This is a genomic window from Lentzea flaviverrucosa (genome assembly GCF_003350445.1).
Classification (GTDB): domain Bacteria; phylum Actinomycetota; class Actinomycetes; order Mycobacteriales; family Pseudonocardiaceae; genus Lentzea; species Lentzea californiensis.
The window spans coordinates 524220-538842 of the sequence record NZ_QQAU01000003.1; the positions used below are offsets into that span (position 1 = coordinate 524220).

The 14623-nt window shown below is 69.2% G+C and carries 19 protein-coding genes; 9 read left to right on the top strand and 10 right to left on the bottom strand.

All coding sequences use genetic code 11. From position 1 onward, the window contains the following. Nucleotides 1–4: 4 nt before the first annotated feature. The 3 genes from ligD to DFR72_RS12420 all read right to left on the bottom strand — a co-directional run bounded on the left by ligD (nt 5) and on the right by DFR72_RS12420 (nt 3376). The gene (gene ligD / locus DFR72_RS12410; RefSeq protein WP_090062502.1) at nt 5–1447 is read right to left on the bottom strand and encodes a non-homologous end-joining DNA ligase; all 1443 of its coding nucleotides are present in this window, start codon (nt 1445–1447) and stop codon (nt 5–7) included. Then, nucleotides 1448–2269, bottom strand: coding sequence for a non-homologous end joining protein Ku (ku, locus tag DFR72_RS12415; RefSeq protein WP_090062500.1), 822 nt, complete (start codon nt 2267–2269; stop codon nt 1448–1450). It abuts the gene before it with no gap. Between the two features lie 129 nt (nt 2270–2398). Beyond that, on the bottom strand, nt 2399–3376 hold the full coding sequence (locus tag DFR72_RS12420) for a tyrosine-type recombinase/integrase (protein ID WP_090063548.1): 978 nt from the start codon (nt 3374–3376) through the stop codon (nt 2399–2401). 776 nt (nt 3377–4152) lie between these two features. Between DFR72_RS12420 and DFR72_RS12425 the strand changes: the two genes are divergently transcribed. Genes DFR72_RS12425 through DFR72_RS12435 form a run of 3 tightly spaced genes read left to right on the top strand, consistent with a single transcriptional unit; the run spans nt 4153 to nt 6294 of the window. After that, on the top strand, nt 4153–4647 hold the full coding sequence (locus DFR72_RS12425) for a DinB family protein (RefSeq protein ID WP_090063547.1): 495 nt from the start codon (nt 4153–4155) through the stop codon (nt 4645–4647). A 15-nt stretch (nt 4648–4662) separates the two neighbouring features. Next, nucleotides 4663–5463 carry an LLM class flavin-dependent oxidoreductase gene (locus tag DFR72_RS12430; RefSeq protein ID WP_090062499.1) on the top strand — a complete coding sequence of 267 codons (801 nt, stop codon included), beginning with the start codon at nt 4663–4665 and terminating at the stop codon, nt 5461–5463. Between the two features lie 36 nt (nt 5464–5499). Continuing rightward, entirely contained in the window at nt 5500–6294 is a 795-nt protein-coding gene (locus DFR72_RS12435) for an LLM class flavin-dependent oxidoreductase (RefSeq protein WP_090062497.1), read from the top strand. On the opposite strand, the gene DFR72_RS12440 is transcribed toward DFR72_RS12435, so the two are convergent. Next, nucleotides 6283–6843: a TetR/AcrR family transcriptional regulator gene (locus DFR72_RS12440; RefSeq protein ID WP_090062496.1), complete on the bottom strand. Its 561-nt coding sequence runs from the start codon at nt 6841–6843 to the stop codon at nt 6283–6285. The two genes, DFR72_RS12435 and DFR72_RS12440, sit on opposite strands and share 12 nt — an antisense overlap. Nucleotides 6844–6853: 10 nt before the next feature. Further along, the gene (locus DFR72_RS12445) at nt 6854–7720 is read right to left on the bottom strand and encodes an SDR family NAD(P)-dependent oxidoreductase (protein ID WP_090062494.1); all 867 of its coding nucleotides are present in this window, start codon (nt 7718–7720) and stop codon (nt 6854–6856) included. A gap of 95 nt (nt 7721–7815) precedes the next feature. Between DFR72_RS12445 and DFR72_RS12450 the strand changes: the two genes are divergently transcribed. Next, nucleotides 7816–8367 (top strand): cadmium resistance transporter, encoded by a 552-nt coding sequence (locus DFR72_RS12450; protein ID WP_090062493.1) that lies wholly within the window; start codon nt 7816–7818, stop codon nt 8365–8367. On the opposite strand, the gene DFR72_RS12455 is transcribed toward DFR72_RS12450, so the two are convergent. After that, a complete protein-coding gene (locus DFR72_RS12455) occupies nt 8368–8634 on the bottom strand; it encodes a hypothetical protein (RefSeq protein WP_090062491.1) in 267 nt (88 codons plus the stop codon). It lies immediately after the preceding gene. 2 nt (nt 8635–8636) lie between these two features. After that, nucleotides 8637–9581, bottom strand: coding sequence for a helix-turn-helix transcriptional regulator (locus tag DFR72_RS12460; RefSeq protein WP_090062490.1), 945 nt, complete (start codon nt 9579–9581; stop codon nt 8637–8639). Nucleotides 9582–9633: 52 nt separating this feature from the next. Here DFR72_RS12460 and DFR72_RS12465 point away from each other — a divergent pair, with 52 nt between their 5' ends. Genes DFR72_RS12465 through DFR72_RS12475 form a run of 3 tightly spaced genes read left to right on the top strand, consistent with a single transcriptional unit; the run spans nt 9634 to nt 11838 of the window. Continuing rightward, the gene (locus DFR72_RS12465) at nt 9634–10719 is read left to right on the top strand and encodes an epoxide hydrolase family protein (protein WP_090062488.1); all 1086 of its coding nucleotides are present in this window, start codon (nt 9634–9636) and stop codon (nt 10717–10719) included. Nucleotides 10720–10721: 2 nt separating this feature from the next. Further along, on the top strand, nt 10722–11471 hold the full coding sequence (locus DFR72_RS12470) for a ZIP family metal transporter (RefSeq protein WP_090062487.1): 750 nt from the start codon (nt 10722–10724) through the stop codon (nt 11469–11471). Nucleotides 11472–11478: 7 nt separating this feature from the next. Next, entirely contained in the window at nt 11479–11838 is a 360-nt protein-coding gene (locus DFR72_RS12475) for a VOC family protein (RefSeq protein ID WP_090062485.1), read from the top strand. Between the two features lie 12 nt (nt 11839–11850). On the opposite strand, the gene DFR72_RS12480 is transcribed toward DFR72_RS12475, so the two are convergent. After that, nucleotides 11851–12480, bottom strand: a complete 630-nt coding sequence (locus DFR72_RS12480) for a class I SAM-dependent methyltransferase (RefSeq protein ID WP_090063546.1) — start codon at nt 12478–12480, stop codon at nt 11851–11853. Between the two features lie 57 nt (nt 12481–12537). Beyond that, on the bottom strand, nt 12538–13236 hold the full coding sequence (locus tag DFR72_RS12485) for an SDR family oxidoreductase (protein ID WP_090063545.1): 699 nt from the start codon (nt 13234–13236) through the stop codon (nt 12538–12540). A 42-nt stretch (nt 13237–13278) separates the two neighbouring features. Between DFR72_RS12485 and DFR72_RS12490 the strand changes: the two genes are divergently transcribed. Together DFR72_RS12490 and DFR72_RS12495 are read left to right on the top strand one after the other, a co-directional pair. Continuing rightward, a complete protein-coding gene (locus tag DFR72_RS12490; protein ID WP_170176237.1) occupies nt 13279–13866 on the top strand; it encodes a PadR family transcriptional regulator in 588 nt (195 codons plus the stop codon). Beyond that, complete coding sequence (locus DFR72_RS12495; protein WP_090062482.1) at nt 13863–14186, top strand: hypothetical protein; 324 nt, start codon at nt 13863–13865, stop codon at nt 14184–14186. The genes DFR72_RS12490 and DFR72_RS12495 overlap by 4 nt, the downstream gene beginning before the upstream one ends. On the opposite strand, the gene DFR72_RS12500 is transcribed toward DFR72_RS12495, so the two are convergent. Then, nucleotides 14177–14548 (bottom strand): DoxX family protein, encoded by a 372-nt coding sequence (locus tag DFR72_RS12500; RefSeq protein ID WP_090062480.1) that lies wholly within the window; start codon nt 14546–14548, stop codon nt 14177–14179. The genes DFR72_RS12495 and DFR72_RS12500 overlap by 10 nt on opposite strands. Nucleotides 14549–14623: the final 75 nt, after the last annotated feature.

The following is a 14623-nucleotide window of genomic DNA, read 5'->3' on the forward strand; positions in this document are numbered from 1 at the left end:
CGCATCACTCGACAACCCGACGCACCTCCTCCGGCGTCTTGTCCGGCCGCAACCCGCGCCACGCCGGAAACCGCATCCGCCCGTCCGGCGTCCACTGCCGGAACACCACCTCAGCCACCAGCTCCGGCTCCACCCACCTCGCGCCCTTCGACCGCTCCCGCGGCATCTCCGTCACGAACGGCGACCTCTTGCGCGCCAACGCCTTCAACCGCGGCGTCAGCACCGCCAGCTCCGCGTCGCCGAACCCCGTGCCCACCGACCCCGCGAACGCCAGCCCGCCGTCCTGCGGAATACCCAGCAACAACGCCCCGACCACCCCGGCACGCTTGCCTTCACCCATCCGCCAGCCACCGATCACCACCTCCTGCGCCAGCAGGTCCGTGATCTTGCGCCACACCGGCGACCGCGTCCCCGGCTGATAAGGCGAATCCAGCCGCTTCGCGACCACACCCTCCAACCCCTGCTCACGACTCGCCGCCAGCACCGACGCCCCGTCCTCGTCATAAGACGGAGGAGTAAGCCAGTGCGCACCCCGCAGCTCGAGACCCCGCAGCAACTCACGACGCTGCCGGAAAGGCAGCTGCATCGTCGAACTGCCGTCCAGGTGCAGAAGGTCGAACAACAACAGCGTCGCCGGATACTGCCGCGCCGCCCGCCGCGCCGCCTCCGACTTCGTCACGTGCATCCGGTTCTGCAACGCGCTGAAACTCGGCCGCCCGTCCTGCAACGCGACGATCTCCCCGTCCAGCAGGGCCTCCGTCGACCCCAGCTGCTCACCCACGCCCTGCAACTCCGGATAAGCGACCGTGATGTCGTTGCCGACCCGCGACCACGCCTGAACACGCCCGCCCTCGACCCTCAAGACCGCCCGGACGCCATCCCACTTGAACTCATAAGCCCACTGATCATCATCGTCGTGGGGGAGAGGACCCGGAACAGCGAGCATCGGCTTCAGCTGCTCGGGCAACACCTGCCAGCCCGGCCGCGCCGGCGCGTGCCGGCGCTTCATCATCCAGTTCTTCCCGTCCTTCCCCGAACGGAAGAACACGAACTGACCCTGCACCCGGCCACCGTGCAGAACCACGTCCACCTCGCGGTCCGACCACTTCACCGTCTCATAGCGGCCGCGATCCCAGATGAACATCTCACCGCCGCCGTACTCACCCTTCGGGATCTCCCCGGAGAACTGCGCGTACTCCAGCGGATGGTCCTCGGTGTGCACAGCCAGCCGCACCACATCCGTCGTCGGCGGCAACCCCTTCGGCACCGCCCACGACACCAAAACCCCGTCACGCTCCAGCCGCACATCCCAATGCAGGCTGCTCGCGTGGTGCTCCTGGATCACGAACGTGTCGTTGTCGCCCTTCGGCACCACGTCCGCACTCGGAAGGGGCTCCGGCGTCCTCGCCGGATCCCTCTTGCGCCGGTACTCGTCGAGCCCGGCCATCTACGCCGACGAGGCCTTCTTCTTCGGCGGCGCCTTCTTCTCGCCCTTCCGCCCCGCCTTCGCCTTCTCCACACTGCGCTCCAGAGCCGTCATCAGATCGATGACATCGCCCTTCTCCTCGGCCTCCGGCTGCTCGGGCAACTCCGCACCCTCCGCCTTCGCCGCGATCACCTTCTCCAGCGCGTCCCGGTAGTCGTCGGTGAACGTGTCCGGATCGAAGTCACCCGCCATCGACTCCACCAGCGACGTCGCCATCTTCAACTCCTGCGGCCGCACCTCCACGTCGGAGTCCAGGAAGTCGAACTCCGCCTTGCGGATCTCGTCCGGCCACAACATCGTGTGCATCACCAGCACGTCATCCCGCGCCCGGATCGTCGCCAGCGTCTCCTTCTGCCGGATCGTGATCTTCACGACCGCCAGCTGACCGGTTTTGACGAGAGCGTCCCGCAACAGCACATAAGGCCGCGCCGCCGCCTTGTCCGGCTCCAAGTAGTACGTCTTCTGGAAGTAGATCGGATCGATCTCCTCCACCGGCACGAACTCCAGCACGTCGATCGACTTGTCGGTCTTCACCGGCAACTTCTCGAAGTCCTCGTTCTCCATGATCACCATGCGGCCGTCGTCCAGCTCATAGCCCTTGGTGATCTCCGAGTACTCCACCTCTTCACCGCACACCGAACAGACGCGCTTGTACTTGATGCGCCCGCCATCCTCACGATGCACCTGGTTGAAACGGAAGTCGTGCTCCTCGACAGCCGAGTAAAGGCGCACGGCGATCGTCACCAACCCGAAGGAGATGGCCCCACGCCACACGGATCTCATTCTCATTGGGTACCCCTGAAATGCGGTTTTCGCACCACCAGGTCACCCACTCGGCCTAACGATCCGGCAACTGAGCGACCCCCGGCCCACACGACCCCGCCGAGCGTCCCGCACCACAGTGGAGCACCGCTAGATGTCCTTGAGCGCCCGATACGTCCTGTTGCTCGCCACCGCAGCCCGCCGCTCCCGCGCCGTCGCCTCGATGTAGTTCTGACTCGTCGCCAAACTCGCATGCCCCAGCAACGCCATGATCTCGCTCGCCGACGCCCCGTCCTCCGCCAACCGCGTCGCGAACGTGTGCCGCAACGCGTGCAGGTTCGCCCCCGTCGGCACCCTGTCGTTCAACCCCGCCCACCGGAAACACGACTTCACCAGGTACTCCAGCCCACCCCGCCCGATCGGCTCCCCATGCCGATCCCGCAACAACGCCGACTCCCGGTCAAAACGCCCCTGCGGAAACCGCTGCCGGCAACTCCTCAGATACGCCTCCACGATCCGCGCCATCGGCGGCTCGATCGGAACACTGCGATCCCGGTTCCCCTTACCCCGCACGTGCAACCGCTGATCACCCTCCCGCCCCACCACACTCGCCAGCGTCAACGTGCGCATCTCAGCACTGCGCAACCCCGCCACCAGCCCCAACGCGATCACCAGCACATCCCGCTCCGGCCACGGATCACGCCCCTTGCGCGCCCCCTCCGCCGCGGCCGTCAGCAACTGCTCAGGCGTGTCCTCACCCCGCAACGGCTTCGGCACCAGCGGAGGCGTCTTGGGACGGGCCACCGCACCCATCGGATTACCGGCGATCAGGTCCTCGGCCACGCAGAACGTCAGGAACTGGTTCCACGTCGACCAGGCCCGCAGCACCGAACTCTTGGCATGGCTGTCCGCGAACACCCCGAACGCCTCACGCAGGTTCGCGCCGGTCAACTGGCCGACGACCAGGTCCTCGACGGCACAGGAGAGGGTCTCGGCCAGGAGCGTGTTCACGCCGGCCAGATCCCGCTGGTAGGCCGCCGTCGTGTGCGGCGAGTCCTTGCGAGTCCGGCGGGCGAGGAAGAAGGCGTCCTGAGCGGCGAGCACGTGCATATGGATCTTGTACCGCACACCACCGACAATCCCCGACACGGCGGCGGCCCAGGGGAGGGGAGTGCCGCTCAAGCCTCGTGCACGAGGTACGGCAGAGGAGTCCACAAGCGCAGGTCAGCGCGCGGCGTGGGGTCGTCGTCCCGGCGGCGGGGCAGCGTGGGAACGCGTCGCTGAGAGGTCGCAGCGCGGTTGGTGCACGACGGCGTGAGCGTTCGGGTCTCAGACCCTGTTCTTTGCTGGATAATGGCGATTATGCATGAAATGTCCGTTTCGCCGGGTTCTGATTCGGCTGCGGGCGACGCTGGACCAGGTGGCGTCACTTGTCGGGGATCGTGAGCGTAATGGCGCCTCGCTACGTACGTCTCTCTGACGACACGTCGGTGTCGACCGCGCTCCGGCATCGCCGTGGATCTGATGTTGTGGCGTCTGCAAGCGCAGCCGGCCTGCCCGTTGGCTGTGACTTGCAGACGCGCCAACACGGGCGTTTCGGCCCCTTCTGGCGCGATCTTCGCAGGTCGCCGTTTCGCCGATAATCTACATTATGTCAAGTAACGCGGATCTGGTTGCCTGAGACGCTCTCCCGTCGTCCGTCTGCGCCGTACGCGACTCACATCGCGTCTCCGGTGTCGCACGGCGCTTCTGTGGCCCGTGTGGCGACGCCGTTGTCGGCTGGCTTCTCGAACGCGCGGATCTCCGCCGGTTTTCCTGAGCCGGCCGAGCCGATGTCCGTGACCGCCGCTCTGGTGGCTCGTGCCCTTACGTCACCGTGGCGATAGATGGCAGGGTGCGCGCTCATGATCGATGAGTTCGCCAAGGAGTACCTGCTCGGGGATCTGCGTGAGTTGCGCGAGGTGGTGGTGTGGAAGCTGGAGGGTCTGTCCGATGTGGACGTGCGGCGTCCGCTGACGGCTTCGGGGACGAACCTGCTGGGTCTGGTGAAGCATCTGGCGTTGTCGGAGTCCCGGTATTTCGGTGAGGTGTTCGGGCGGCCGTTTCCTGAGGCGTTGCCCCGGTGGGACGACTTGGCGGCGCGTGGGCTGGACATGCGGGCGGATGAGTCCGAGTCGCGTGAGGAGATCGTGGGTCGCTATCGGCGCGTGTGGGCGCATTCGGATGCGACGGTTTCTTCTCTTGCGGTGGACTCTCCTGGTCATGTGCCGTGGTGGCCGCGTCCGGACGTGATGTTGTTCAACGTGTTGGTGCACGTGGTGACGGAGACCGCGCGGCATGCGGGTCATGCGGACATCTTGCGGGAGCAGCTCGACGGCGCGACTGGTGAGGGGCGCTGAGGCAGACTCCCCCGCATGCGTTTTGCGATCTACGTGCCTTGTTATGGCGAGACCTACGGTGATCCGGCGGTGTTGTGCTCGTTGGCCGTGGAGGCTGAGGCGGCGGGGTGGGACGGGTTCTTCATGTGGGACCACCTGGTGGCGGAGCCGTTGGTGGCTGATCCGTGGGTGACGCTGGGTGCGGTGGCGGCGCGGACGTCGCGGATCGTGCTGGGGCCGATGATCACGCCTGTCCCCCGGCGGCGTCCGTGGAAGCTGGCGGTGGAGGCGTCGACCCTGCAGCGGTTGTCGGGTGGGCGGTTGGTGCTCGGGGTGGGGATGGGGGTGCCTCGGGATTTCACGTCGTTCGGTGAGGTGTCGGATGCGCGGTCGCGTGCGGCGCGGTTGACCGAGGGCGTGGAGTTGGTGCAGGAGTTGCTCTCGGGTGAGCCGGTGGAGCATCGGGGTGCTGTGTTCGAGGTGTCCGGGGTGCGGTTGGCGCCGGTGCAGGTGCCGGTGTGGACGTCGGGGTTGTGGCCGCGGAAGGTGCCGTTCCTGGCTGCAGCGCGGTCGTCGGGGTTGTTCCCGATCATTCAGGACGGGTCGGGTGGGTTCGCGGTGGCGTCTGCTGAGCAGGCCGCGGTGATGAAGGCGGAGTTCGTGGCGGCGGGTGGGCCCGTTGATGGTGATCTGGCGATCTGGGGTGGTGGGGCGCGGCCGTCGGCGGCGCGGGTGTCGGAGTTCGAGGACGCCGGGGCGACGTGGTTGTTGCTGGACGGGTGGAAGGCGTCGCTCGGTGAGCTGCGTTCGTACGTTTCCGCTGGTCCGCCGCGTTGAGATGATCTTGTCGGGGGTGGTTGCCACACTCGGGTCATGCGTTGTGCGATCTATGTTCCTTCGTTCGGTTCGGAGCTCGGTGAGCCGTCCGTGCTGGTGTCGCTCGCGGTGGAGGCCGAGGCGGCGGGGTGGGACGGGTTCTTCCTGTGGGACCACGTGGTGGTGCCGGGTGAGCCTGTTGTCTCTGATGTCTGGGTGACGTTGGGTGCGGTGGCGGCGCGGACGTCGCGGATCGTGCTGGGGCCGTTGGTGACGTCGTTGGGGCGTCGGCGTCCGTGGAAGGTGGCGTTGGAGGCGTCGACTCTGCAGCGGTTGTCGGGTGGGCGGCTGGTGCTGGGGGTGGGTGCGGGTGTGCCGCAGGACTACTCCCCCTTCGGCGAGCGTGCGTCGCGTGCTGGGGCGTTGTCGGAGGGGGTGGAGTTGCTGCGGGCGTTGTTGTCGGGTGCGGAGGTGGAGCACCACGGTGCGTTGTTCGACGTGTCGGGTGTGCGGTTCGCGCCGGTGGAGGTGCCGATCTGGGTGGGCGGGAACTGGCCTCGGTCGGCGCCGTTCCGTGCGGCGGAGCATGCGGCGGGTGTGGTGCCGGCGACGTTCGGCCCTGAGGGCTTGGTGGTGCTCTCCCCCGCCGACGCGGCTCGGCTGAAGGCGGATTTCGTGGCGTCGGGTGGTCCGGCTGATGGTGATGTCGTGTTGTGGGGCGGCGCTGCGTTACCCGAGCCGGGCGAGTACGAGCGCGCCGGTGTGACGTGGATGCTGACCGATGGTGGTGCTCAGGGGCTGGACGAGTTGCGGGCGTTCGTGGCGGCTGGTCCCCCGCGTTCAGGTGTGTAGGCCTCGGAGCAGCGTGTCGAGGTAGCGGCGTGCGGTGGGGAGGCGGTCGGCGGGGCCTGCGCTGTGGACGTAGGTGGCGTAGGCGATGCCGCACATGAGGGGTACGAGGTCTGCGTCGTCGACGTCGGGTCTGACGGCTCCGGCGTCGCGTGCGCGGGCGAGGAGTTCGGCGCCGGTGTCGAGGATCTGTGCTTTGAGTTCGGTGGTGCGTGGGAGCACGTCGTGGGCGGTGGCGGCGACTTTGACGAGTGCGGGGTCGCTGACCTGGCTTTCGACGACCTTGGTGAGGAAGTCGGCGAACGCGGTCCAGGGGTCGTCGTGGGTGAGGCCTTGTTCGCCGCAGCCGGCGAGTGCTTCGAGGCAGGGCGTGGCGACGGTTTCGAGGAGCGCTTCGGTGGTCGGGAAGTGCCGGTAGACCGTGCCGACGCCGAGTCCTGCGCGGCGGGCGACGTCGTTGAGTTGCAGCGGGGTGCCTTCGTCGACGAGTTCTCGGGCGACGGTGAGGATGTGCTCCCAGTTGCGGGCGGCGTCCCTTCGCTGCGGCGTCATGTCCTCCAGACTAATTGGATACGCCATCCGGAACGCGGACGAGTGGTGCGTGCCTCTCGCTGAGCCTGCGCACGGCTTGCTGTACGCGTGGGTCGGCTGCGGTGCGGTTCGGTCGCACGGGGGTGACGTGGCGGCCGATGACGGTGCCGGAGGCGAGGGTGTGGTCGGTGGCGGCGAGGATCGAGGGGCGGGCGGCGGCGGAGGCGGGTCCGGAGGTGGCGCGTTCGAAGGTGCGGCGGACGAGTGGCCAGAGCAGTCGCAGGCCTGGTGACACGATCTTGGGGGTGCGCAGGGTGCCGTCGGTCATGTCGGTGGCGGCGCCGCCGGGGTCGGCCGCGAGTACGGAGACGTTGGTCTGCTTGTGGGCGAGGTCGAGGGTGTAGGCGAGGTTCGCGAGCTTGGCGCGTCCGTACCAGTGGAAGCCGTAGTAGCCGCCGGGTGGTTCGACGTCGTCGAAGTTCTTCCTGGCGGTGGTGATGGAGCCGGAGGTCACGTTGACGACGCGGCCGGTCAGCACCGGGAGCAGGGATTCGGTGAGCAGGTAGGGCGAGAGGTGGTTGACGACGAAGGTGGCTTCGACGCCGTTGATGCGGGTGTGGTCGGGGAACATGGCGCCGACGTTGTTGACCAGCACGGCCAACTCCCCTTCGGCGGCGATCCGTGGGGCGAGTGCGCGTACTTCGTCGAGCGAGGCGAGGTCGGCTTGCAGGTAGCGCGCCGGCTCCCCTGCCCCTGCGTTGATCCTCTCGACGGCTCGTGCGCCGCGTTCGGGGTTGCGCCCGACGACGGTGACGGCGTACCCCGCCGCGGCGAGCCCGAGGGCTGTCTCGAGCCCGATGCCTCCGGTTCCCGCGGTGACCACTGCTCTGGGTGCCATGACACTCCTCAATCCGGATAGCTGATCCGCTTACGTCACCGACGCTAGCACAGATGTGGATGAGCTATCCGTTTCGTGTGCGTGAGAATGCCGCAGTGGATCTCGGGGTGATCGGCCAGGCGGCAGGCATGTTCGCGGTGACGAACGTCGACGACCTGGTGCTCCTCGCGCTGTTCTTCGCGCGGGCGAAGGCGGCCTGGCAGGTGGTGACGGCCCAGTACCTGGGCTTCACCGCCATCCTGGCGCTGGCCGTGGTCGGCGCGCTGGGCGCGTCCCTGCTCCCCGCCCACTTCCGCCCGTGGCTGGGCCTCATCCCCCTGGCGCTCGGCCTCAAGGCCGCCTGGTCCCTGTGGCGCGGCGCGGATGACGAGGACGAGCCGGACGCCGCCCCCGGCGTGCTGGCGATGGCCGGCGTGACCCTGGCCAACGGCGGCGACAACATCGGCGTCTACGTGCCGGTCTTCACCGTGACGGACTCGCCGTGGGTCTACGTCGTGGTGTTCCTGCTGCTGGTGGGCGTGTGGTGCGGGACGGGTCGATTCCTGGCCTCACGTCAGGTGGTCGCCCGTGCCCTCGCCAAGTGGGGTCACGTCGCGCTGCCGGTCGTGTTGATCGTGATCGGTCTTCTGGTGTTGTTCTCGGGCTGATCAGGCGGGCCAGGCCGGCGGCGGCTGATCCGGGTCTTGGACGGCCACCGTCAGCGCCTGTGCCAGGGTCGCGAGGTCCTGCTCGGTGAGGTCTCGCTCCCCCACCCACCGCAGGACCTCGCTGCGCGAGCACACCACGACGGCGCCGGTCCGGCCGCCCAGCCGGGCGGCGGCCACGATCTCCGTCTGCCCGTTGTGCACGACCATGATCGGGTCGGGTGTGTCGGTGTAGAGCAGGTGCTCGATGTCCCGTCCGGTGATGGCCATGCTCAGTCTTGTACGGCTCGGGCGTAGCGGGCCGCAAGGGTGCGAACGTGTGCCACGAGCTCGGGTGGTGAGGTGACCTCGAAGTCGTAGCCGAGCATGCCGATCCACACGGCGAGCGTTTCGACGGAGTCGGAGCCGGTCACGAGCACGCACGACTCCGAGTCGACGGCTTCGACGGTGCCGATGGCGGCGTGGATGCGGGCGGCGACGGCGTCGGCCGGGGCGTGGACGAGGACTCGGGCCTGGAAGCGCCAGGCGGCTTGGGTGACGCGGGAGGCGACGTAGGTGGTGGCGTCGAGGTCTCGTGGGGTGAAGCGCGGGCCGTGCGGGGGCTGGGGCGGGGTGATGCGGTCCACGCGGAAGCTGCGCCAGTCCTGTTTGTCGGCGTCCCAGGCGACGAGGTACCAGCGGCGGCCCCAGTTGACGAGGCGGTGGGGTTCCACGCGGCGGCGGGTCGCGGTGCCGTCGTGGGCCTGGTAGTCGAAGCGCAGGGTGTCGCTGTCGCGGCAGGCGGCGGCGAGGACGGTGAGCAGTTCCGGGTCCAGGGCGGGGGCCGGTGAGTCGCGTGGGACGGATTCGACCTGTTCGAGGGCGGAGACGCGGTGGCGCAGGCGGGACGGGAGGACCTGTTCCAGTTTCAGCAGCGCGCGCAGGGAGACCTCTTCGAGGCCGGTGACGGCGTTGGTGCGCAGGGCCGCGGCGACGGCGACGGCCTCGTTGTCGTCGAGCAGCAGGGGTGGGAGTTCGGCGCCGGCGCCGAGGCGGTAGCCGCCGAACGACCCGGTGGTGGCGTTGACCGGGTAGCCCAGTTCGCGCAGGCGGTCGACGTCGCGGCGGACGGTGCGGGGGCTGATCCGCAGTTCGTCGGCGAGTTCGCTGCCCTGCCAGTCGCGGCGTGACTGCAGCAGGGCGAGCAGGCGCAGCAGGCGCGCCGAGGTTTCCAACATGGACGCAGACTTTAGGACAGAGACTGGCCGCAAGCGTCGTTAGCCTCGGGTTATGACGGAGATCAGGGAATTCCACATCGCGGTCGAGGACGCCGACATCGACGAGTTGCGGTTTCGTCTGGCGCGGACGCGGTGGACCGACCAGGTGCCGGGGGCCGGTGCGCGCTACGGCGACGACGTGGCGGACGTGCGGGAGATGGCCCGGTACTGGGCCGAGGAGTTCGACTGGCGGGCGGTGGAGGCGCGGCTCAACTCCTTCCCGCAGTTCGTCACCGAGGTCGACGGCACGAACGTTCACTTCCTGCACGTCACCAGCCCGAACCCGGACGCGCTGCCGCTGCTGCTGATCCACGGCTGGCCGGGCTCGGTCATGGAGTTCGTCGACGTGGTCGAGCACCTGCGCGAGGACCACCACCTGGTGATCCCCTCGATCCCCGGTTTCGGGTTCTCCGGGCCCACCACGGAGACCGGCTGGCACTCCGGGCGCATCGCCGGAGCGTTCGCGCAGCTCATGGCACGGCTGGGTTACCGGCGCTACGGGGTGCACGGCAACGACGCGGGGGCGATCATCGCGCCGGAGGTCGGGCGGGCCGACCCGGAGCACGTCGCGGGGGTGCACGTCACGCAGATCTTCTCCTTCCCCTCGGGCGACCCGGCGGAGATGGAAGGCCTGACCGAGGACGACTTCCGCCGCCTCGGGGTGCTGCAGAACTTCTGGGAGACCATGTCCGGTTACGCGAAGCTGCAGCAGTCGCGGCCGCAGAACGTGGCGTTCGCGCTCGCGGACTCCCCCGCCGGCCAGCTCGCCTGGACGATGCAGCTGATGGGCGAACCGGCCGTGACGAAGGACTTCCTGCTCGCGAACGTGGCGATCTACTGGTTCACCGCCACCGCGGGCTCCAGCGCAAGGCTGTACTACGAGGACGCGCACCGCGAGGACCAGCCGAGCGAGCCGACGACGGTGCCGATGGGCGTCGCGATCTTCCCCGACGACTTCCAGACCATCCGCCGCTTCGCCGAACGCGACCACCACACCCTCGTGCACTGGTCGGAGTTCGAGACCGGCGGGCACTACTCCGGGCACGACTCGCCCGCACTGCTGGCGAGCGACCTGAGGGTGTTCTTCGCCAAGATGTAGCCATGCCGCAGTGGATCGAGGCGGGGATCTGGGGACTGGCCGGTGGCGGCGCGCTCGTGGTGGGCGCGCTCGTCGCCTGGTTCCTGCGCGTGCCCCGCGACGTCGTGGCCGTCGTGATGGCGTTCGGCGCCGGGGTGCTGACCGCGGCGGCGGCGTTCGAGCTGATGGACGAGGCGGAGAAGACCGGCGGCCTGCTCGCCACCTCCGCCGGGTTCCTGGGTGGCGCGGTCGGTTACGTGCTGGCGAACCTGCTGCTCGCCCGGCGCGGTGCACGGCACCGCAAGCGCAGCAGCAACCAGCCGACGGAGGACGACCAGGCGGGCAGCGGCACGGCGATCGCCGTGGGAGCGCTGCTCGACGGCGTGCCCGAGTCGGTGGTGCTGGGTGTGTCGCTGCTCAGCGGCGGCGGGGTCGGGGTGGCGATGCTGGCGGCGGTGGTCATCTCGAACGTCCCCGAAGGGCTCTCCAGCGTCGCCGGCATGAAACAGGCCGGCCGCGGCCCCGGTTACGTGTTCGGGGTGTGGGGTGCGATCGCGGTGGCGAGCGGGCTGTCCGCTGCCCTGGGCAACCTGCTGCTCGACGGGGCGTCGCCGCAGCTCATCGCCGTGATCACCGCTATCGCGGCGGGGGCGATCCTGGCGATGATCGCGGACACCATGATCCCCGAGGCCTACGAGCGGGCCCGTCTCTACACCGGGCTGTGCACCACCGCCGGGTTCCTCACCGCGTTCGTGGTCGAGCGGCTGGGCTAGCGGTGTGATGATCGGCGAGTTCTACGACGTGGTGATCGACTGCCCGGACCCCGGCGCGCTCGCCGAGTTCTACCGGCAGGTCGTCGGCGGTGAGATCGCCGACTCCGACGGCGACTGGTCCACGCTCGTCACGGCGAACGGCCGGCGCCTGTCGGTCCAGCGCGTCGAGGACTGCTCGCCGCCGCGCTGGCCCGGCCAGGAACACCCCCAGCAGGTCCACCTCGACGTCATGGTCACCGATCTCGACGTCGCCGAGCCGCTCGTGCTCGCCCTGGGGGCGACGCTGCTCGAAGGCTCGTCGAAGCACGTCGGGTTCCGCGTCCACGCCGACCCCGCCGGGCACCCGTTCTGCCTGGTGACCAACTAGGCCTGTGCCGCACTAGGCCCGCCAGACCGTGGCGGCACGGGTCTCGGTGCTCTCCAGCGTCAGCGGTACCGGCACCTGGTAGCGGGCGCGGGCGGTGAACCGGTCGCGGGGCAGGTGGGCGCGGTCCGGGTCGCCGAGCAGCACCACCGCGCCCCGTGCCGCGGCCCTGCTCAGGAACGGCAGCACCAGCGCGGTGATCTCCGCGTCGTAGAACACGTCCCCGGCGAGCACCACGTCGGCGCCGTGCGCGTCGCTGTCGAGCTGGTCGCCGTCCAGGGTGTGCACCGTGACGCCGTTGGCGGCGGCGTTGAGCTGCACCGCTGCCAGTGCCAGCGGGTCGATGTCGTTGGCGGTCACCACGTCCGCACCGGCCAGTGCCGCGGCGATCGCGACCAGCCCGGAACCCGAGGCCAGGTCGAAGACCTTCTTGTCGCGCACCAGCCCGGCGTTGTCGAGCAGGTGCCGTGCCAGTGCCTGCCCTCCCGCCCACGGGAACGCCCAGAACGGCGGCTGGTCGTGGTGGGTCAGCTCCCACAGGTCCATCGCCTCGGCCGCGCTGTGCAGCAGCACCTCGGGCACCAGCGGCACGGGGGCCAGCGTCGTGTTGGCGAGCACGAAGTCGGTGAGCGTGGGCGCGGACATGACGGAGAAGCCTACGGGCAGCGCGGACACCGCTCGCAGAGGCGAAAGGCCACAGGTTCACATGCCGCCGGCCACCCGCAGGATCGCGCCCGTGGTGTACGAGGCCTCGTCCGACAGCAGCCACGCGATGGCGTTCGCGATCTCATCGGCCTCACCGGGGCGGCCCAGCGGGATGCGGGCGGCGACGCGGTCGGGGCGGCCGGGGTCGCCGGACAGGCGGTGGACGTCGGTGCGGACCGTGCCGGGCTGCACGCAGTTGACCCGGATCCCGCGCGGCGCGAGCTCCTTGGCCAGGCCGATCGTCAGCGCGTCCACGGCGGCCTTGGTGGCGGCGTAGTGCACGTACTCCCCCGGGCTGCCCAGCGTCGCCGCCCCGGACGAGACGTTCACGATCGAACCGGCGCTCATCCGCCGGGCCGCCTCTCGGGCCACGAAGATCGCGCCGACGAGGTTGACGTCCACCACGCGGCGCAAGTCCTCGGTGCGCAGCTGCGCCAGCGGGCCGGACGGGGAGGTGATGCCGGCGTTGCTCACCACACCGGTGATGTCGGCTCCGGCCGCGTCGAACAGGCGCGCCACGTCGTTCTCGTCCGCCGTGTCCGCCCGCACGGCCAGCACGCCGAGTTCCTTCTCCAGCGCGCGTGCCTCGTCCTGGGCCTGGCGGTAGCTGATCACGACCTGATGCCCGTCGCGCACGAGCTTGCGCGCGGTCGCGGCACCGATACCCCGGCTTCCCCCGGTGATCACCGTAGTCATACCGCAGACCCTATACTCGGTGCCGGATATACGGGAGCGGATATGACGTTCAAACGCACCAACCCCCTGGCCCTCGCGGTGCTGGCCCTGCTGTCGGAGCGGCCCATGCACCCCTACGAGATGGCGCAGACCATGCGGGAACGCCACCAGGAGGAGGTCATCAAGCTCAACTACGGCTCGCTGTACACGGTAGTGGAGTCACTGCACCGGCACGAGCTGATCACCGCCTCCGCCGTGCAGAAGGCCGGCAACCGCCCCGAACGCACCGTCTACGCCGTCACCGCCGCGGGCACGACCGAGCTGCACGACTGGCTGCGCGAGCTGATCGCCGTGCCCGCCAGGGAGTACCCGCGCTTCGAGGCCGGCATCTCCCTGGTCGGCCTGCTGCCCCCGGCCGACGCGCTGCAGGTCGTGGCACAGCGTGAAGCCGCGGTCGGCGAGCAGCTCACCGCCTTGGCGGTGCTGCTGGAGAAGCTCGCCGGCATGGGGCTGCCGCAGCTCGCGTGGATCGAGCTCGACTACCGGATGGCCATGCTGCGCGCCGAACGCGCCTGGCTGGCCTGGTTCGCCACCGCCACCCGCGAAGGCACCGTCGGCGGCTACCAAGACTGGGAGGACAGACACCGATGAGACTGCTGTTCGAAGTGACCGGCGTGGTGCACGCGCCGCTGGAGGACGTGCGCGCACGGATGTTCGCCGACGCCGGCGAGTCCGGGCCGCATCGGCTCGTGGACCGCGAACAAGGCGTGATCGCCTACTGGGGCGACTGGTGGTATTTCGGCGAGGACACGCTGCACCTGCACCCCGAGGGCGCGCTCGTGCGTCACCGCGTCTACAACATCGCCAGGCAGGGCAACTGGGCGCCCTACCTGGCGAACAAGATGTTCATCGGCTACCGCGCGAAATTGGAGGCGTCGATGCGGGAACGGGTGCGGCGCCTTCAGAGCTGACCGAAGCGCACGACCGCCACGAACACGGCCAGCGCGCACAACACGAGGTTGATCGGCACCGTGGCGCTCTCACCGCGGCGGATGTGCGTGATCGCGGCACCCACCTGCACCAGGGCCAGTCCGAGCGCCGCGATCGGCGTGAGGATGGGCGCGACGCCGGTCAGCCACGGCAGCACCAGCCCGATCGCGCCCGCCACCTCGACCGCGCCGATGCCCTTGACCTGCCCGGACGTGAAATCGCCCGCCCAGGCCATCCTCGGCTCGGTCAGCAGGTCCTGTTTGGTCTTGACCAGCTTGGTGAAGCCCGCCATCAGGTACAGGGCAGCCAGCACACCCGACACGATCCACACCGCGACGTTCATGAACGAGAACCTAGCCCCGCCCCGGAGGAGACAACCACCGATGATCGAACCAGCAGATCAACTAAGGGTCGCCTT

Excerpts from the sequence above, each read along its gene's own strand:
- DFR72_RS12495 (WP_090062482.1), top strand. The coding sequence starts at position 13,863 with ATGAGACTGCTGTTCGAAGTGACCGGCGTGGTGCACGCGCCGCTGGAG.
- DFR72_RS12460 (WP_090062490.1), bottom strand. The coding sequence starts at position 9,581 with ATGTTGGAAACCTCGGCGCGCCTGCTGCGCCTGCTCGCCCTGCTGCAG.
- ku (WP_090062500.1), bottom strand. The coding sequence starts at position 2,269 with ATGAGATCCGTGTGGCGTGGGGCCATCTCCTTCGGGTTGGTGACGATC.
- DFR72_RS12430 (WP_090062499.1), top strand. The coding sequence starts at position 4,663 with ATGCGTTTTGCGATCTACGTGCCTTGTTATGGCGAGACCTACGGTGAT.
- DFR72_RS12475 (WP_090062485.1), top strand. The coding sequence starts at position 11,479 with ATGATCGGCGAGTTCTACGACGTGGTGATCGACTGCCCGGACCCCGGC.
- DFR72_RS12435 (WP_090062497.1), top strand. The coding sequence starts at position 5,500 with ATGCGTTGTGCGATCTATGTTCCTTCGTTCGGTTCGGAGCTCGGTGAG.
- DFR72_RS12485 (WP_090063545.1), bottom strand. The coding sequence starts at position 13,236 with ATGACTACGGTGATCACCGGGGGAAGCCGGGGTATCGGTGCCGCGACC.
- DFR72_RS12425 (WP_090063547.1), top strand. The coding sequence starts at position 4,153 with ATGATCGATGAGTTCGCCAAGGAGTACCTGCTCGGGGATCTGCGTGAG.
- DFR72_RS12445 (WP_090062494.1), bottom strand. The coding sequence starts at position 7,720 with ATGGCACCCAGAGCAGTGGTCACCGCGGGAACCGGAGGCATCGGGCTC.
- DFR72_RS12470 (WP_090062487.1), top strand. The coding sequence starts at position 10,722 with ATGCCGCAGTGGATCGAGGCGGGGATCTGGGGACTGGCCGGTGGCGGC.
- DFR72_RS12500 (WP_090062480.1), bottom strand. The coding sequence starts at position 14,548 with ATGAACGTCGCGGTGTGGATCGTGTCGGGTGTGCTGGCTGCCCTGTAC.
- DFR72_RS12455 (WP_090062491.1), bottom strand. The coding sequence starts at position 8,634 with ATGGCCATCACCGGACGGGACATCGAGCACCTGCTCTACACCGACACA.
- DFR72_RS12465 (WP_090062488.1), top strand. The coding sequence starts at position 9,634 with ATGACGGAGATCAGGGAATTCCACATCGCGGTCGAGGACGCCGACATC.
- ligD (WP_090062502.1), bottom strand. The coding sequence starts at position 1,447 with ATGGCCGGGCTCGACGAGTACCGGCGCAAGAGGGATCCGGCGAGGACG.
- DFR72_RS12440 (WP_090062496.1), bottom strand. The coding sequence starts at position 6,843 with ATGACGCCGCAGCGAAGGGACGCCGCCCGCAACTGGGAGCACATCCTC.
- DFR72_RS12490 (WP_170176237.1), top strand. The coding sequence starts at position 13,279 with ATGACGTTCAAACGCACCAACCCCCTGGCCCTCGCGGTGCTGGCCCTG.
- DFR72_RS12480 (WP_090063546.1), bottom strand. The coding sequence starts at position 12,480 with ATGTCCGCGCCCACGCTCACCGACTTCGTGCTCGCCAACACGACGCTG.